The organism is Streptomyces sp. NPDC059909, assembly GCF_042730885.1.
In the GTDB taxonomy this organism is placed as follows: Bacteria; Actinomycetota; Actinomycetes; order Streptomycetales; family Streptomycetaceae; genus Streptomyces.
Window position 1 is genome coordinate 222,208 of sequence record NZ_JBHWKX010000003.1, and the last position, 16,388, is coordinate 238,595.

General features: G+C 70.8%; 17 protein-coding genes and 1 pseudogene. 17 read left to right on the plus strand and 1 reads right to left on the minus strand.

Annotated features, from left to right (window positions below; genetic code table 11):
* Nucleotides 1–62 precede the first annotated feature (62 nt).
* From rplS to ACFV9O_RS04745, 12 genes are all read left to right on the plus strand, one after another.
* Nucleotides 63–413 carry a 50S ribosomal protein L19 gene (gene rplS, locus ACFV9O_RS04690; protein ID WP_385412242.1) on the plus strand — a complete coding sequence of 117 codons (351 nt, stop codon included), beginning with the start codon at nt 63–65 and terminating at the stop codon, nt 411–413.
* 72 nt (nt 414–485) lie between these two features.
* A complete protein-coding gene (gene lepB, locus ACFV9O_RS04695; protein ID WP_385412244.1) occupies nt 486–1,286 on the plus strand; it encodes a signal peptidase I in 801 nt (266 codons plus the stop codon).
* Nucleotides 1,279–2,400 carry a signal peptidase I gene (lepB, locus tag ACFV9O_RS04700; RefSeq protein ID WP_385412246.1) on the plus strand — a complete coding sequence of 374 codons (1,122 nt, stop codon included), beginning with the start codon at nt 1,279–1,281 and terminating at the stop codon, nt 2,398–2,400. Before lepB (ACFV9O_RS04695) ends, lepB (ACFV9O_RS04700) begins: the two co-directional genes overlap by 8 nt.
* Before the next feature lie 205 nt (nt 2,401–2,605).
* Complete coding sequence (gene lepB / locus ACFV9O_RS04705; RefSeq protein ID WP_385412499.1) at nt 2,606–3,364, plus strand: signal peptidase I; 759 nt, start codon at nt 2,606–2,608, stop codon at nt 3,362–3,364.
* Nucleotides 3,365–3,450: 86 nt separating this feature from the next.
* Nucleotides 3,451–4,197: a signal peptidase I gene (gene lepB / locus ACFV9O_RS04710; RefSeq protein WP_385412248.1), complete on the plus strand. Its 747-nt coding sequence runs from the start codon at nt 3,451–3,453 to the stop codon at nt 4,195–4,197.
* Nucleotides 4,190–4,759, plus strand: coding sequence for an NUDIX hydrolase (locus ACFV9O_RS04715; RefSeq protein WP_385412250.1), 570 nt, complete (start codon nt 4,190–4,192; stop codon nt 4,757–4,759). Before lepB (ACFV9O_RS04710) ends, ACFV9O_RS04715 begins: the two co-directional genes overlap by 8 nt.
* 55 nt (nt 4,760–4,814) lie before the next feature.
* Complete coding sequence (locus ACFV9O_RS04720) at nt 4,815–5,123, plus strand: DUF2469 domain-containing protein (protein WP_008745401.1); 309 nt, start codon at nt 4,815–4,817, stop codon at nt 5,121–5,123.
* Nucleotides 5,124–5,207: 84 nt separating this feature from the next.
* Entirely contained in the window at nt 5,208–5,585 is a 378-nt protein-coding gene (locus ACFV9O_RS04725) for a YraN family protein (protein WP_385412253.1), read from the plus strand.
* Nucleotides 5,585–7,216, plus strand: a complete 1,632-nt coding sequence (locus tag ACFV9O_RS04730; protein ID WP_385412255.1) for a YifB family Mg chelatase-like AAA ATPase — start codon at nt 5,585–5,587, stop codon at nt 7,214–7,216. The genes ACFV9O_RS04725 and ACFV9O_RS04730 overlap by 1 nt, the downstream gene beginning before the upstream one ends.
* Before the next feature lie 196 nt (nt 7,217–7,412).
* Nucleotides 7,413–8,582, plus strand: a complete 1,170-nt coding sequence (gene dprA, locus ACFV9O_RS04735) for a DNA-processing protein DprA (protein WP_385412258.1) — start codon at nt 7,413–7,415, stop codon at nt 8,580–8,582.
* Between the two features lie 258 nt (nt 8,583–8,840).
* Nucleotides 8,841–9,677 (plus strand): RNA polymerase sigma factor WhiG, encoded by an 837-nt coding sequence (whiG, locus tag ACFV9O_RS04740; protein WP_385412261.1) that lies wholly within the window; start codon nt 8,841–8,843, stop codon nt 9,675–9,677.
* Nucleotides 9,678–9,774: 97 nt separating this feature from the next.
* Nucleotides 9,775–10,335, plus strand: coding sequence for a TetR/AcrR family transcriptional regulator (locus tag ACFV9O_RS04745; RefSeq protein WP_385412502.1), 561 nt, complete (start codon nt 9,775–9,777; stop codon nt 10,333–10,335).
* A 362-nt stretch (nt 10,336–10,697) separates the two neighbouring features.
* Here the strand turns inward: ACFV9O_RS04745 and ACFV9O_RS04750 are convergent.
* Nucleotides 10,698–11,150 (minus strand): annotated as a pseudogene (locus tag ACFV9O_RS04750) (murein hydrolase activator EnvC family protein); the annotation flags it as partial.
* A 448-nt stretch (nt 11,151–11,598) separates the two neighbouring features.
* Between ACFV9O_RS04750 and rpsB the strand changes: the two are divergent.
* From rpsB to ACFV9O_RS04775, 5 genes are all read left to right on the plus strand, one after another.
* Complete coding sequence (rpsB, locus tag ACFV9O_RS04755; RefSeq protein WP_385412263.1) at nt 11,599–12,477, plus strand: 30S ribosomal protein S2; 879 nt, start codon at nt 11,599–11,601, stop codon at nt 12,475–12,477.
* A gap of 96 nt (nt 12,478–12,573) precedes the next feature.
* Nucleotides 12,574–13,410, plus strand: a complete 837-nt coding sequence (gene tsf / locus ACFV9O_RS04760; RefSeq protein ID WP_385412266.1) for a translation elongation factor Ts — start codon at nt 12,574–12,576, stop codon at nt 13,408–13,410.
* Between the two features lie 158 nt (nt 13,411–13,568).
* Nucleotides 13,569–14,351, plus strand: coding sequence for a UMP kinase (gene pyrH, locus ACFV9O_RS04765; protein WP_385412269.1), 783 nt, complete (start codon nt 13,569–13,571; stop codon nt 14,349–14,351).
* Nucleotides 14,352–14,536: 185 nt separating this feature from the next.
* Nucleotides 14,537–15,094: a ribosome recycling factor gene (gene frr, locus ACFV9O_RS04770; RefSeq protein ID WP_385412271.1), complete on the plus strand. Its 558-nt coding sequence runs from the start codon at nt 14,537–14,539 to the stop codon at nt 15,092–15,094.
* Complete coding sequence (locus ACFV9O_RS04775; protein ID WP_385412274.1) at nt 15,094–16,245, plus strand: phosphatidate cytidylyltransferase; 1,152 nt, start codon at nt 15,094–15,096, stop codon at nt 16,243–16,245. Before frr ends, ACFV9O_RS04775 begins: the two co-directional genes overlap by 1 nt.
* Nucleotides 16,246–16,388: the final 143 nt, after the last annotated feature.

Consider the following 16,388-nt stretch of genomic DNA (forward strand, 5'->3'; position numbering starts at 1 on the left):
CCCTGAATCCTTATCTCTCTACCGCTGATGACCTGTGGCATCGGCGAAGAAAGCAGACGAACATGTCGCACGTGCTCGACGTCGTCAACGCCGCCTCGCTGCGGACCGACGTCCCCGCCTTCCGTCCCGGTGACACCGTGAACGTCCACGTTCGCGTCATCGAGGGCAACCGCTCCCGTATCCAGCAGTTCAAGGGCGTCGTCATCCGCCGCCAGGGCTCCGGTGTCAGCGAGACCTTCACGGTCCGCAAGGTCTCCTTCTCCGTCGGCGTCGAGCGCACCTTCCCGGTGCACAGCCCGATCTTCGAGAAGATCGAGCTCGTCACCCGCGGTGACGTCCGTCGCGCCAAGCTGTACTACCTGCGCGAGCTGCGCGGCAAGGCCGCGAAGATCAAGGAGAAGCGCGAGAACTGAGCCACGGCTCACACCCGCGCGGGGCTTCGGCCTCATACGGTTCTTATGGCGGCCGGATAGCATCTGGCCCCGATGGACACCGAAGCACAGCACACGGAGCGTGGCCGCTCATCCGCACCAGGGACCCAAGGGTCCGAGGCGGAGGAGGGGTCGCGCTCCGCGCGCGTTCCCGGCGTCGTGACCGGGCTGCCGACCGGACTGACGACAGGTCTCTCGCTGAGGCGGGCCGGTCTGCTCGGTGTCGGCTGCGGCGTCGTCCTGCTGCTGCTCAGCCACTTCGTGCTGCAGCCCTTCCTGATCCCCAGCACCTCGATGGAGCCGGCCCTGGAAGTCGGCGACCGGGTGCTGGTGAACAAGCTGGCGTACCGTTTCGGTTCCGAGCCCCGGCGCGGGGACGTGGTCGTGTTCGACGGCACCGGATCATTCCTCCGGGAGGCCCCGGAGGAGAACGCGGTCGCCGGGCTGGTGCAGGGCGCCGCCGCGGCGCTGGGCCTGGCAGAGCCGGCCGAGACCGACTTCGTGAAGCGCGTGGCCGGCATCGGCGGCGACCGGGTCGTGTGCTGCGACAAGGAGGGAAGACTCGAGGTGAACGGCGTACCGGTCGAAGAGCGCTACGTCTACTTCGGCGACGCCCCGTCCCGGGTGCCCTTCGACATCGTCGTACCGCAAGGCACCCTCTTCGTCCTGGGCGACCACCGCAGCAAGTCCCGCGACTCCCGGGACCACCTCGGCGAGCCCGGCGGCGGGATGGTGCCCCTCGACAAGGTGATCGGCCGGGCCGACTGGATCGGCTGGCCGGCCGGCCGCTGGTCCGCACTGGAGCAGACCGGCGCCTTCGACCGCGTACCCGGACCCGGCGGCACGCATGGGTAATCGCGGACGGCGCGCGAGCCACCGGGCCGACACCCGGCTGCCCACCGGGACCCGCCCCACCGACGGCGCACGGACTCTCCCGGGGCGCGCGGAGCGGCGCAAGCTGGCGCGCAAGGTGAAGCGGCGGAGGCAGCGCTCCGCGGTCAAGGAGATACCCCTCCTCATAACCGTGGCGCTGCTGATCGCGCTGGTACTCAAGACCTTCCTGGTCCAGGCGTTCGTGATCCCGTCAGGATCGATGGAGCAGACGATCAAGATCGACGACCGGGTGCTGGTGGACAAGCTGACACCCTGGTTCGGCTCCGAGCCGGAGCGCGGCGACGTCGTCGTCTTCAAGGACCCGGGCGGCTGGCTGCAACAGGAGCAGGCGCCCAAGAAGGACGATCCGGTCGTCGTCAAGCAGGTCAAGCAGGGACTGACCTTCATCGGACTGCTGCCGTCCGACGACGAGCAGGATCTGATCAAGCGCGTCATCGCGGTCGGCGGCGACACCGTCAAGTGCTGCGACGCGAACGGCAGGGTCACCGTCAACGGCGTACCGCTGAACGAGCCGTACCTGCATCCCGGAAACGAGCCTTCCAAACTCAAGTTCGAGGTGAAGGTCCCGGCCGGGCGGCTCTTCGTGATGGGGGACCACCGGTCCAACTCCGCCGACTCGCGCTTCCACCTCCAGGAGCCGTTCCGCGGCACGGTGTCGGAAGACGATGTCGTCGGCCGCGCGGTCTACATCGCGTGGCCCCTCGACCACTGGAGCAAGCTGGAACAGCGGGAGACGTACGCGTCGGTCCCCGAACCGCGTGCCGGGGCGACCACGGCGCAGGCCCCGTCGCATAGTGTGTCCTCCCGGGATCCCAATGGAATGATCCTGCTCCCGAGCCCTGCGGAACTCCCGCTCGTTATGGGAGTAATGGGCCTGCGTCGCTTTCGGCGCGGGTGGTCGCACGGAGTGAGGAGTGGATGTGGGGGATTTGGCGGTCGGCGCACGATCCGGACGCGACGAGCCGGAGGAACGGCCCGAGCGGCTCACGGAGCGTTCCCCCGGTCCTGGCGGCTCCGGAGTCTCCGGGGGCTTCGGCGGCCACGGCAGCTTCGGCGAGGCTTTCCGGACGACTGACGGCGGCCATGGAGGCCAGGGTCCCGCGGACCACGACCCCGCGTCGGGTGGCGGTGCTCCCGGCGGCGGTTCCGGTGACGACGGCTTCGGGGACGACGACTCGTCGGCCGACGGCGGCGCGGCGAGGAAGCACCGGTCGTTCTGGAAGGAACTGCCGCTGCTGATCGGTATCGCCCTTCTCCTCGCGCTCCTGATCAAGACCTTCCTGGTGCAGGCCTTCTCGATCCCCTCGGACTCGATGATGAACACCCTGCAGCGGGGCGACCGGGTGCTGGTCGACAAGCTGACGCCCTGGTTCGGCGCGGAGCCCGAGCGTGGCGAGGTCGTCGTCTTCCACGACCCGGGCGGCTGGCTGGAGACCACGCAGACCCCCGAGCCGAACGCGGTGCAGAAGTTCCTCAGCTTCATCGGCCTCATGCCGTCCGCCGAGGAGAAGGACCTCATCAAGCGGGTCATCGCGGTCGGCGGTGACACCGTCGAGTGCAAGCAGGGCGGAAAGGTCAAGGTCAACGGCAAAGAGCTGGACGAGACGTCGTACATCCACCCCGGCAGCACTCCCTGCGACGACGAGCCGTTCGGGCCGATCAAGGTGCCCGAGGGCCGCATCTGGGTCATGGGCGACAACCGGCAGAACTCGCTGGACTCGCGCTACCACCAGGAGCTTCCGGGCAACGGCACCGTCTCGGTCGACGACGTCGTCGGCCGGGCGGTCGTGGTGGCCTGGCCGCCCGGCCGCTGGTCCACGCTGCCCGTGCCCAGCACCTTCGACCAGCCCGGTCTCGGCGCCGCGGCCTCGGCCGCTGCCGCCGTCGCGCCCGGTGCGCTGGGGCTCGCGGGCGCGGTGCCGATCGTCGTGCTGCGCAGGAGGAGGCTGGCCGCGGCTGCCGCGGCCGGCGTCCCGACCGCAGTGGTGGCGGGCGTCGGGACGAGCGCCGGAGAGACCGAGGGGCGGACCGCCGGGTAACCGGTGGGGCTGACCCGCGGGCGGACCGGCGGGTAGGGTGCCGCTCAGATCAGCGATCGTCGATCTCCGAGGTGGGGAGCGCTGGGATGAGCGGAACAGGACGTACGGAAGGCGGCCGCGGCCGCCTCGGCAGCGCGCTGTCGGGGCTGGCCGTGGCCGTCGGCTGTGTGCTCTTCCTCGGAGGCTTCGTCTGGGGAGCCGTCGTGTACCAGCCGTACACGGTCCCGACCGACTCCATGTCGCCGACCGTCGAGGCGGGCGACCGGGTGCTGGCGCAGCGGATCGACGGGTCCCAGGTGCGGCGCGGGGATGTCGTGGTCTTCACCGACAAGGTGTGGGGCGACCTGCCGATGGTGAAGCGGGTCGTCGCGGTCGGCGGTGACAAGATCGCGTGCTGCGATGCGGACGGCCGGATGACCATCAACGGCAAGGCCGTCGAAGAACCGTATCTGCGCACCAAGGGCCCTGCCTCGACGGCGTTCAACGCCACCGTGCCCGAAGGGCAGATCTTCCTCCTGGGCGACGAGCGCATGGGTTCCCTGGACTCCCGGGTGCATCTGCAGGATCCGGGGCAGGGGTCCGTGCCGCGGACGGCCGTGAGCGCCCGGGTCGATGCCGTGGCGTGGCCCCTGGGCGGGCTCGTGGAGCGGCCGCAGGGCTTTGCCGGCCTGCCGGGCGGAGTGTCGCAGCCGGGGCCGGTGAAGCTGGTCGTCGGGTCCGTGCTGGCCGGTGTCGCGCTGATCCTGGGCGGTGCGGCGTACGGGCCCGTCGCGGCATTCCTGAGGCGGCGCAGGGCGCCCGGGGCGCGGGGAAGGGTGATGGTGGATGCGTGAGGTGCCCGGGCGGGAGCCGGTCGTAGAGGCCGGTGAGGCCGGTGTGGCGACCACGGAGACCGTCGAGCGCCTTGCAACGAATGAACTGCGGAAGGTCGCGCGGGTGATCCTGCTCGACCCGGAGGACCGCATTCTGCTGATCCACGGGTACGAACCGGACGATCCCGAAGACACCTGGTGGTTCACGCCGGGCGGCGGTGTCGAGGGCGGTGAGACCCGCGAGGAGGCCGCGCTGCGCGAGCTCGCCGAGGAGACCGGAATCACAGACGTCGAGCTGGGGCCGGTGATCTGGCAGCGCCTCTGCTCCTTCCCCTTCGACGGGCGGCGCTGGGACCAGGACGAGTGGTACTACCTGGCACGAACGGGGCAGACCGCGACCAGCCTCGGCGGGCTCACCACGCTTGAGCAGCGCAGCGTCGCGGGCCTGAGGTGGTGGACCTCCGCGGAACTGTCGGCGGCACATGAGACGGTGTACCCGACCAGACTCGCCGAGCTGCTGCGCACGCTGCTCGACGAGGGTCCTCCGAGCATGCCGGTGGTCCTGGCCCCAGAAATCGCCTAGGGGTACGGGAGGCTGGCGCACAATGGGGGGACGCACGGCTGAAGGGGAACATGCCATGAGCGCCGAGGACCTCGAGAAGTACGAGACCGAGATGGAGCTGAAGCTCTACCGGGAGTACCGCGACGTCGTCGGTCTGTTCAAATACGTGATCGAGACCGAGCGTCGCTTCTATCTCACCAATGACTACGAGATGCAGGTGCACTCGGTCCAGGGTGAGGTCTTTTTCGAGGTCTCGATGGCGGACGCCTGGGTCTGGGACATGTACAGGCCGGCCAGGTTCGTCAAGCAGGTCCGCGTGCTCACGTTCAAGGACGTGAACATCGAGGAGCTGAACAAGACCGACCTCGAACTTCCGGGTGGCTGAGTTATCCACAACGGACGGGTTGTCCACCAAGATCCACAAGCTGGGGTGTGACGCGTCAGAGTCGGTGCCGGAGGTGGTGCCGAAATGAACGCGACGGGGGCACTGGGGCGGTACGGCGAGGAGCTGGCGGCACGTCGGCTCACCGAAGCCGGAATGGCCGTGCTGGCACGGAACTGGCGGTGTGGACGGGCCGGCGAGATCGACATCGTCGCCCGGGACGGCGATGCGGTGGTCGTCTGCGAGGTGAAGACCCGCAGGGGCGCCCCGCCGGGGACGGGGGCCTTCGAGCACCCGATGGCCGCGGTCACGCCCGCCAAGGCGGACCGGCTGAGACGGCTGGCCGCTTGCTGGCTGGAGCGCCACGGCGGACCCCCGCCGGGCGGAGTGCGGATCGATCTCGTCGGAGTGGTCGTCCCCCGGAGAGGCGCGCCTCGCGTCGAGCACGCGCGGGGGGTGGCCTGATGGGATTCGCGCGCACGTGCTCGGTGGCCCTGGTCGGCGTCGAAGGCGTGGTGGTCGAGGTCCAGGCCGACCTGGAGCCCGGCGTCGCGACCTTCGCTCTCGTGGGACTGCCCGACAAGAGCCTGGTGGAGAGCCGGGACAGGGTCAGGGCGGCCGTGGTCAACTCCGACGCCGAATGGCCGCAGAAGAAACTCACGGTGGGGCTCAGCCCGGCCTTCGTGCCCAAGGGAGGGAGCGGTTTCGACCTGGCCGTCGCCTGCGCCGTGCTCGGCGCGGCGGAGCGTATCGATCCGAGGGCGATCGCCGATCTCGTGCTCATCGGGGAGCTGGGGCTCGACGGCAGGGCGCGGCCGGTGCGCGGCGTGCTGCCCGCGGTCCTCGCGGCTGCCGAGGCGGGCTACCGGCAGGTGGTCGTTCCCGAGCAGACGGCGGGGGAGGCTTCGCTGGTGCCGGGCGTCTCCGTCCTGGGCGTGCGCAGCCTGCGCCAGCTGATCGCCGTGCTGAACGATGAGCCGGTGCCCGAGGAGGAGCCGGACGGCGAAGGCCGGCCGGACGCCATGCTCGCCGGCCTCCTCGTGCCGGGAGCCGGGGTCGGCACAGGGCTCGCGCCGGGCGCGGCAGCCGGTGACGGGCAGAACCAGTGGCCGGACCTCGCGGACGTGGCAGGCCAGCACGCTGCCCGCACCGCCCTGGAGGTCGCGGCGGCCGGAGCCCACCATCTGCTGCTGCAGGGCCCGCCGGGCGCGGGCAAGACGATGCTCGCGGAGCGGCTGCCGGGCTTGCTGCCACCGCTGACCCGGCAGGAGTCCCTCGAAGTCACCGCGGTCCACTCGGTCGCGGGCATCCTGCCGCCCGGCGAGCCCCTGGTGCGTACGGCGCCGTACTGCGCCCCCCACCACTCGGCGACGATGCAGTCCCTCGTCGGCGGCGGCCAGGGACTGCCGAGGCCCGGAGCGGTGTCACTGGCCCACCGAGGGGTGCTCTTTCTGGACGAGGCCCCGGAGTTCTCCGCCAAGGCACTGGACGCGCTGCGCCAGCCACTGGAGTCCGGGCATGTGATCGTGGCGCGGAGCGCGGGAGTGGTCCGGCTGCCGGCCCGCTTCCTGATGGTCCTCGCGGCGAACCCGTGCCCGTGCGGGCGGCACACGCTGAACGGCGCCGGGTGCGAATGCCCGTCGTCGGCGATCCGGCGCTACCAGGCACGGCTGTCCGGGCCGCTGCTCGACCGGGTCGATCTACGCGTCGAGGTGGATCCGGTCAGCCGCTCCGATCTGCTGGGGCAGGGCGGACGAGGGGAGACCTCGGAGACCGTCGCCGACCGGGTCCGAGAGGCCAGGGCCAGGGCCGCCGCCCGCCTGGAGGGCACCCCGTGGAGCGTCAACAGCGAGGTGCCCGGCCATGAGCTCCGCACCCGCTGGCAGGCGGCACCCGGCGTGCTCGCCGCAGCGGAGCGGGACATGGAGCGGGGTCTGCTCACCGCCCGAGGCATGGATCGCGTCCTCCGCGTCGCCTGGACGATCGCCGACCTCGCCGGTCATGACTGCCCCGCCGTCGACGACGTCGCCCTCGCCCTGCAACTGCGCACCGGCATTGCGAGGGGCGCCCCGACGGTGGTGGGAGCGGCGCCGTGACCGGCCGCGGCGCCACGGCCAGGTGCAGCGCCGTGACCGACGGCGGCAGCGGGAGCACCGGTGGTCCCGGGATGTGGTCCGGGCGGACGGGCAGTGCGGTGGTGCACCGGGCGGCGCTGGGCCGCGTGGCGTCGCCCGGTGCACCACCGAATTGCCCCCGCCGGTGCCGGATCGGCGGGAAGAGCGGGGGCCCCACATGACCGCCGGCGGCGTCAACAACGAGGAGCGGCTGGCGCGCGCCGCGTTGACCGGGGTCGTCGAACCGGGTGACGAACATGGTGGGCGCTGGCTGCGCGAGCACGGCGCGGTGGAGCTCATGGCGCGCCTGACCGCACCCCGATTCCCCGAAGGCACGCTGCCCGGCGCGGGGGAGCGGCGCATCGAGGGCCACCGGATACGGGCGGCGGCGGCCCGCCCGGATCGCGATCTCGAGACAGCGGCGGGGGTCGGCGGGCGCTTCCTGTGTCCGGGCGACCCTGAGTGGCCGCGCCAGCTGGACGATCTCGGCGACGCGAGGCCCGTCGGACTCTGGGTCCGGGGCGGCCCGGACCTGCGGAAATGGGCGCTGCGGTCGGTTGCCGTGGTGGGCGCCCGGGCCTGCACGCCGTACGGCGCCCATATGGCGACGGGTCTCGGCTCCGGACTCGCCGAGCGCGGCTGGGTCGTCGTCTCCGGCGGCGCGCACGGCGTCGACGGCGCCGCTCACCGAGGCGCCCTGGCCGCCGGCGGCGCGACCATCGCGGTGCTCGCCTGCGGGGTCGACGTCGTCTACCCGCGCTCCCACGCCGAGTTGATCGGCCGCATCGCCGAACAGGGCTTGGTGATCGGGGAGTTGCCGCCGGGCAGCCATCCGACGCGCAGCCGGTTCGTCCTGCGGAACCGCGTCATCGCCGCTCTCACCAGGGGCACCGTCGTCGTGGAGGCCGAATACCGCAGCGGCTCGCTGGTCACTGCACGCGCCGCGCAGCGCCTCGGCCGCTTGACGATGGGCGTTCCGGGGCCGGTGACCAGCGGACTCTCGGCAGGCGTGCATGAACTCCTCCGGGGTGAGGCGGTGCTCGTCACCGACGCCGACGAAGTCGTGGAGCTGGTCGGCGACATCGGCGACCTCGCCCCGGAGCGCCGCGGGCCGGTGCTGCCCCGGGACCTCCTCGGACCCGCCGAGGCACAGGTCCTGGAGACGCTCCCGGCGCATGGCGTCATCCACGGACGCGACATCGCCCGCCGAGCAGGAGTCCCCACGGACGAGGCGCTCGGGAGGCTGTACGAACTGCTGGCGCTGGGGTTCGTCGAACGGCACGGCGACGGCTGGCAGTTGGTCAGGTCCGCGATACCCCCGTCGAACACCCGGCGAGGCGGTGCTTGACCTGGCGCATTCGGGTGAAAAGGTGATGCCGAAGGCCTTCACGACTCCCCCGGTGACGCCCGGAGGGCCGGCGCACACGGCGTCGGCCCTCGTTCGAAGATGTGGTCGATGGGCCAAACCTGCACAGGCGCCATCCGCCGGTCTTCGCGCACCGCAACAGCTCAGTCACGCTACGCTCACCAGGTTCCCCGCCCAGCCACCCGACCGGAAACCCGTCCCCCCACACCTCACCCACAGCAGAACGGCTCAAGGCAACGCATGCCCCAGCACACCTCCGGGTCTGACCGCGCGGCAGTGCCCTCAGCTGCACGTGGCGCCGTGCGGCCGCCCGCCCCCTCGTCGCTCGACGAGTTGTGGCGGTCGTACAAGGCCACGGGCGACGGGCGGCTGCGGGAGCAGCTGATCCTGCACTACTCACCGCTGGTGAAGTACGTCGCGGGCCGGGTGAGCGTGGGGCTGCCGTCCAACGTCGAGCAGGCGGACTTCGTCTCGTCCGGGGTGTTCGGGCTGATCGATGCCATCGAGAAGTTCGACATCGACCGGTCGATCAAGTTCGAGACGTACGCGATCACCCGCATCCGGGGTGCCATGATCGACGAACTCCGGGCGCTGGACTGGATCCCCCGGTCCGTCCGGCAGAAGGCACGCGCAGTCGAGCGCGCCTACGCCACGCTGGAGGCGCAACTGCGGCGCACCCCGTCCGAGAGCGAGGTCGCCGCGGAGATGGGCATCGGTCTGGAGGAACTGCACTCGGTCTTCAGTCAGTTGTCCCTGGCGAACGTGGTGGCCCTGGAGGAGCTCCTGCACGTCGGCGGGGAGGGCGGCGACCGGCTCAGCTTGATGGACACGCTGGAGGACACCGCCGCGGACAACCCGGTGGAGGTCGCCGAGGACCGGGAGCTGCGACGGCTTCTCGCCCGCGCGATCAACACGCTCCCCGACCGCGAGAAGACGGTTGTCACGCTCTACTACTACGAAGGCCTCACCCTTGCCGAGATCGGCAATGTCCTCGGGGTCACGGAGAGCAGGGTCAGCCAGATCCACACGAAGTCGGTGCTGCAGCTCAGGGCGAAGCTGGCGGACGTCGGCCGCTGACACGTGGCCCCCGGGGATGCCGAATCGTCCCCGCACCCCTCCGTCGTCGGAGGAGCGCCCGTAAAGTGGATTCGTGCCCAGGATTCGAGCGGCCTCCGTGGCCGAGCACCGGACCATGCAGCGCGGCGCCCTGCTGGATGCCGCGCGTTCCCTGCTGTCCGAAGGCGGTACGGAAGCGCTGACCTTCCCCGCCCTCGCAGAGCGCACGGGCCTGGCCAGGTCCTCCGTGTACGAGTACTTCCGCTCGCGCGCCGCGGTCGTCGAAGAGCTGTGTGCCGTCGACTTCCCGGTCTGGGCCGCGGAGGTGGAAGCCGCCATGGAGCGTGCCGGGACGCCCGAGGGCAAGGTCGAGGCCTATGTCCGCCGGCAGCTCGACCTCGTCGGCGACCGGCGCCACCGGGCCGTAGTCGCGATCTCCGCGAGCGAGCTCGACGCCGGTGCCCGCGAGAAGATCCGCGCGGCGCACGGCGGCCTCGTCGCGATGATCGTCGAGGCCCTCGGAGAGCTCGGCCACCAGCAGCCTCGCCTCGCCGCGATGCTCCTCCAAGGCGTCGTCGACGCCGCTGTCCGCCGCATCGAGCTCGGCGCGGCGGAGGACCCCTCCGACATCGCCGAGGCCGCGGTGGGGATGGCGCTCCGGGGCGTCCGCGGGGAGTGACCACCGGGGTCACGGGCGCGGACGCCGGTGCCCTGTAGGCCAGCTTCGCCTCCGTGACGACTGGGTCCACCGGGGTCACCTGGGCGGCGGAGCCGGTGTTGTGCGGCCCGCCCCGCGCTGCGGCGCTCGAGCGACCGGGCGCTCGTGCCGGCATCCGCCGGCCTGGCCGTCGGACACCGAGGGCGGATTCGCGCCACTACCCGGCCTGTCCGTCGCGCCCCCGCGTCCTCGCGCCCGCCGGTGCGCCGACGGGGCCGGCGCAACCAGACCGCCGCCGCGGCCACCGCCAGCGCCGGCGCCTGGGCCGACCCCGCCCCCGTGGCCAGGGCCTCAACCGCGTGCCTCGGCCCTGGCGGCGACTGCGCCACCGGCACCGGCACCCCGAAGACCGGGAGCAGCCGGGACGGGCCACGGCGCAGCTGGGAGGGCGACAGCAGCGACAGCGGATCGAGGTAGGCGTCCCCGCGGCGCAGACCCCAGTGCACACAGCCCTGCGGACAGTGGGACGGGCCCTCCGACACGACGGCCACCACCTGGCCCGCGGTCACCTCGGTGCCCGGGCGGACCAGCGGGCGCACGGGCTCGTACGTCGTGCGCAAGGGAGGCTTGCCCGTGCCCGACAGGGTGATGGAGAGGACCCCGCGGCCCGCCACCACCCCCGCGAACGACACCCGGCCCGCCGCGGCCGCCCGTACCTCCGCGCCCGGCGGCGCCGCCAGATCCACACCGCGGTGCCCCCGCCCGTACGGCGCGGCCGGCGGCTCCCAGCCCCGGACCACAGCAGGCCGCGGCGGCCCCACCGGCCATGTGCCCGCCCACGCCACCCCTCCCGGCAGCAGCACCAGCAACGCCGCCACCGCGATGACGGCCAACGTCACGGCACGTGTGGGCGGCACGGTACGTACGCGTCTCTCGCCACGTACGCGCCGCACCCCGTCCCGTACGCGCCTCACCCCGCCCCCTACGTGCCTCACGCCACGTACACACCTCACAACACGTTTCATGGCTCAGGACCGTGCCGCACCACCGCCCCAATCCGCTGATCATGGTCCGGATCTGTGGACAACCGGCCGGTTGTGGACAGCGCCGTCACCCGGCACTGCGCCGGTCCCGTACACTTCTTCTGGCGATCCGGGTCACCGGGTCGACTTCGCACGCCCCGCCACCACCCTCAACCTTGGTCGGTGGCCGCGCTCCTCGGTCCCTTGTGGCAGGCGCGTCGGGGCGTCAGGACACAACCGAGAAACTCAAGGAGATACGGCCATGGCCGTCGTCACGATGCGGGAGCTGCTGGAGAGCGGCGTCCACTTCGGTCACCAGACCCGTCGCTGGAACCCGAAGATGAAGCGCTTCATCTTCACCGAGCGCAACGGCATCTACATCATCGACCTGCTCCAGTCGCTGTCGTACATCGACCGCGCCTACGAGTTCGTCAAGGAGACCGTCGCGCACGGCGGCTCCATCATGTTCATCGGTACCAAGAAGCAGGCGCAGGAGGCTATCGCCGAGCAGGCGACCCGCGTGGGCATGCCCTACGTCAACCAGCGCTGGCTCGGCGGCATGCTCACCAACTTCTCCACCGTCTACAAGCGCCTTCAGCGTCTGAAGGAGCTCGAGGCGATCGACTTCGAGGACGTGGCCGCCTCCGGCCTCACCAAGAAGGAGCTCCTGGTCCTCTCGCGCGAGAAGGCCAAGCTGGAGAAGACCCTCGGCGGTATCCGCGAGATGCAGAAGGTGCCGAGCGCCGTCTGGATCGTCGACACCAAGAAGGAGCACATCGCCGTCGGTGAGGCGCGCAAGCTCCACATCCCGGTCGTCGCGATCCTCGACACCAACTGCGACCCCGACGAGGTCGACTACAAGATCCCGGGCAACGACGACGCGATCCGCTCCGTCACGCTGCTCACCCGCGTGATCGCCGACGCCGTCGCCGAGGGCCTCATCGCCCGCTCCGGCGTTGCCGCCGGTGACTCGAAGCCGGGCGACAAGGCCGCGGGCGAGCCGCTGGCCGAGTGGGAGCGCGACCTGCTCGAGGGCGAGAAGAAGGCCGACGAGACCCCGGCCGCCGAGGCCGAGAAGCCGGCCGAGGCTGCTGCCGAGGCCCCGGCCGAGGCTCCGGCTGCGGACGCCGAGCAGGCCTGACACCCCAGGTTCGGAAGTTGACGGCGGGGGCCCATGAAGCCCCCGCCGTCGGCCCGTAGATCGTTCGACTCTTCGACTTCAGAGAGATTCACAGACATGGCGAACTACACCGCCGCTGACGTTAAGAAGCTCCGCGAGCTCACCGGCGCGGGCATGATGGACTGCAAGAAGGCGCTCGACGAGGCCGAGGGCAACGTCGACAAGGCCGTCGAGGCGCTGCGCATCAAGGGCCAGAAGGGTGTGGCCAAGCGCGAGGGCCGCTCCGCCGAGAACGGCGCCGTCGTCTCCCTGATCGCCGAGGACAACACCTCCGGTGTCATCCTCGAGCTGAAGTGCGAGACGGACTTCGTCGCCAAGGGTGAGAAGTTCCAGGCCGTCGCGGGCGCTCTGGCCACCCACGTCGCCAAGACCAACCCGGCGGACGTCGAGGCGCTGCTCGCCTCCGAGATCGAGCCCGGCAAGACCGTCCAGGCGTACGTGGACGAGGCCAACGCCAACCTCGGCGAGAAGATCGTCCTGGACCGCTTCGCGCAGTTCTCCGGCGCCTACGTCACGGCGTACATGCACCGCACCATGCCGGACCTGCCCCCGCAGATCGGTGTTCTCGTCGAGCTCGACAAGCCGAACGCCGAGATCGCCAAGGGCGTCGCGCAGCACATCGCCGCCTTCGCGCCGAAGTACCTCTCCCGTGAGGACGTTCCGGCCGAGGTCGTCGAGTCCGAGCGTCGCGTCGCCGAGGAGACCACGCGCGCCGAGGGCAAGCCCGAGGCCGCCCTCCCGAAGATCGTCGAGGGTCGTGTCAACGGCTTCTTCAAGGAGGCCACCCTCCTTGGCCAGCCCTACGCGCTCGACAACAAGAAGTCCGTCCAGCAGATCCTGGACGAGGCCGGTGTCACCCTGAAGCGCTTCTCGCGCATCAAGGTCGGCATCTGAGCCGGTACGCGATCGACACGGGAGCCCGCTAGGGTTTCCCAGCAGTCGTCGGCCGCGTAGACGTCGGACGACCGCAGATCAGACGAGGAGGCCATTGCCGCAGGGACACCAGCACCCACCGGCAGTGGCCTTCTTCGTATGTGCACGAGGAGATCTCCATGAACAAGGGCGCGGACGCCAACCCGGCAGCCGACGACAAGAGCGACCACACCGGCAAGAAGGCCGGCCGCTTCATGCTGAAGCTGTCCGGTGAAGCCTTCTCCGGTGGTACGGGCCTGGGCGTCGATCCCGACGTCGTACACGCCATCGCCCGCGAGATCGCCGCGGTCGTCCGTGACGGCGCGGAGATCGCGGTCGTCATCGGCGGCGGCAACTTCTTCCGTGGCGCGGAACTGCAGCAGCGCGGCATGGACCGGGCCCGCTCCGACTACATGGGCATGCTCGGTACGGTCATGAACTGCCTCGCCCTCCAGGACTTCCTGGAGAAGGAGGGCATCGACTCACGAGTCCAGACCGCCATCACCATGGGGCAGGTCGCTGAGCCGTACATCCCGCTGCGGGCGGTGCGCCACCTGGAGAAGGGCCGCGTCGTCATCTTCGGCGCCGGTATGGGCATGCCGTACTTCTCCACCGACACCACCGCGGCCCAGCGCGCCCTGGAGATCGACGCCGAGGCCCTCCTCATGGGCAAGAACGGGGTCGACGGGGTCTACGACTCCGACCCCAAGGCCAACCCGGACGCCGTGAAGTTCGACGCGCTGGAGTACGGCGAGGTGCTCGCCCGCAACCTCAAGGTTGCCGACGCCACCGCCATCACCCTCTGCCGCGACAACGATCTGCCCATCCTCGTCTTCGAACTGCTCGCCGCGGGCAATATCGCGCGGGCGGTCCGGGGTGAGAAGATCGGCACGCTCGTGAGCGCCCAGGGCACCCGGGCCTGATCCGGACGAACGCCCGCTAGCCCCCAGTGGGGATGGACAAAGCCCTGCCGGTCGGACACCGTGCAGGGGAACGCGCCGCCAAGATTCGCCGGCCTCGTACTCGTATTCGTCACGTGGACTCGCAAGCGCCAAGCTGACCGACACGCGTACACGCCGGGCCTACTCAAGACACGCAGGAGCAAGTGGTGATCGAAGAGACCCTCCTCGAGGCCGAGGAGAAGATGGAGAAGGCCGTCGTGGTCGCCAAGGAGGACTTCGCCGCGATCCGCACCGGGCGTGCGCACCCGGCGATGTTCAACAAGATCGTGGCCGACTACTACGGTGCGCTGACGCCGATCAACCAGCTCGCCTCGTTCTCGGTGCCCGAGCCGCGGATGGCCGTGGTGACCCCGTTCGACAAGAGCGCGCTGCGCAACATCGAGCAGGCGATCAGGGACTCGGACCTGGGCGTCAACCCGAGCAACGACGGCAACATCATCCGGGTGGTGTTCCCCGAGCTGACCGAGGAGCGCCGCAAGGAGTTCATCAAGGTCGCCAAGGGCAAGGCCGAGGACGCCAAGATCTCGATCCGCTCCGTGCGCCGCAAGGCCAAGGAGGCCATCGACAAGCTGATCAAGGACGGCGAGGTCGGCGAGGACGAGGGCCGTCGCGCGGAGAAGGAGCTCGACGACACCACCGCGAAGTACGTGGCGCAGGTGGACGAGCTGCTCAAGCACAAGGAAGCCGAGCTGCTCGAGGTCTGATGAACGACTCTTCCTGGGGGGCCCCGCCGAGCGCGGGTTACAGCCCCGGTCACTGGGGGCCGCCCGACCAGGGGGCCGCCCCGGCGGGTCCCGCTTACGATGAGCATGGCGCCCAGCACACTCGGCCCGTGCCCATCGTGCCGGAGCCGGACGTTCCCGACGCAGGTAGAGACGCAGAAGACCGCGATCACCGCGACGACCGCGACCGGGGGGCCGCTCGATGGAGTGGCCCCCTGTTCCGCGACGAGATGCCGCAGGAGCCCATGCCCACCCCTCCGCCGCCTGCGGCGTCCGAGCCGCCGGAGTCGCCGCAGCCCTCACAGCCGCCGCAGAAGAAGCGCGCCGGCCGGGATCTGCGGGCCGCCATAGGCGTCGGCGTCGGGCTCGGCGCCGTGATCATCGCATCTCTCTTCGTCGTCAAGGCGGTGTTCGTCGGCGTCATCGCCGTCGCCGTGGTCGTCGGCCTGTGGGAGCTGACCTCGCGGCTCGACGAGCGCAAGGGCATCAAGGCCCCTCTGGTGCCGCTCGCGGTGGGCGGCGCGGCGATGGTCGTGGCCGGCTACGTCCGGGGCGCCGAGGGCGCGTGGGTCGCCATGGCGCTCACCGCGCTGGCCGTGCTGGTCTGGCGCATGACCGAACCGCCCGAGGGCTACCTCAAGGACGTCACGGCAGGCCTCTTCGCCGCGTTCTACGTACCGTTCCTCGCCACGTTCGTCGCGATGATGCTCACCGCCGACGACGGGCCGCAGCGCGTGTTCACCTTCCTGCTGCTGACCGTGGTCAGCGACACCGGCGCCTATGCGATCGGCTGGCGCTTCGGCAAGCACAAGCTCGCGCCGCGCATCAGCCCCGGGAAGACCCGCGAGGGCCTCGTCGGAGCGGTGACGTTCGGCATGGCGGCGGGCGTGCTCTGCATGCCGCTGCTGATCGACGGCGGCACCTGGTGGCAGGGTGTGCTGCTCGGCCTCGCGGTCGCGGTCAGCGCGACCCTGGGCGACCTCGGCGAGTCGATGATCAAGCGGGACCTCGGGATCAAGGACATGGGCACGCTGCTGCCGGGGCACGGCGGGATCATGGACCGGCTGGACTCGCTGCTGCCGACCGCGCCGGTGGTGTGGTTGCTGTTCGTCGTGTTCGTAGGGTCCGGCTGAGCTGGTCCTTCCCGGTGCAGGGGCTCGTCGCCACAGGGCGGCGGGCCCCTCGTCGTAAGGGCTGATCCGCCCAGCAATGGCCCGGGAACTCTCCAGTTCCCGGGCCATTGCCCTTTCAGCGACCACGTCGCCCGGCCCCGGCG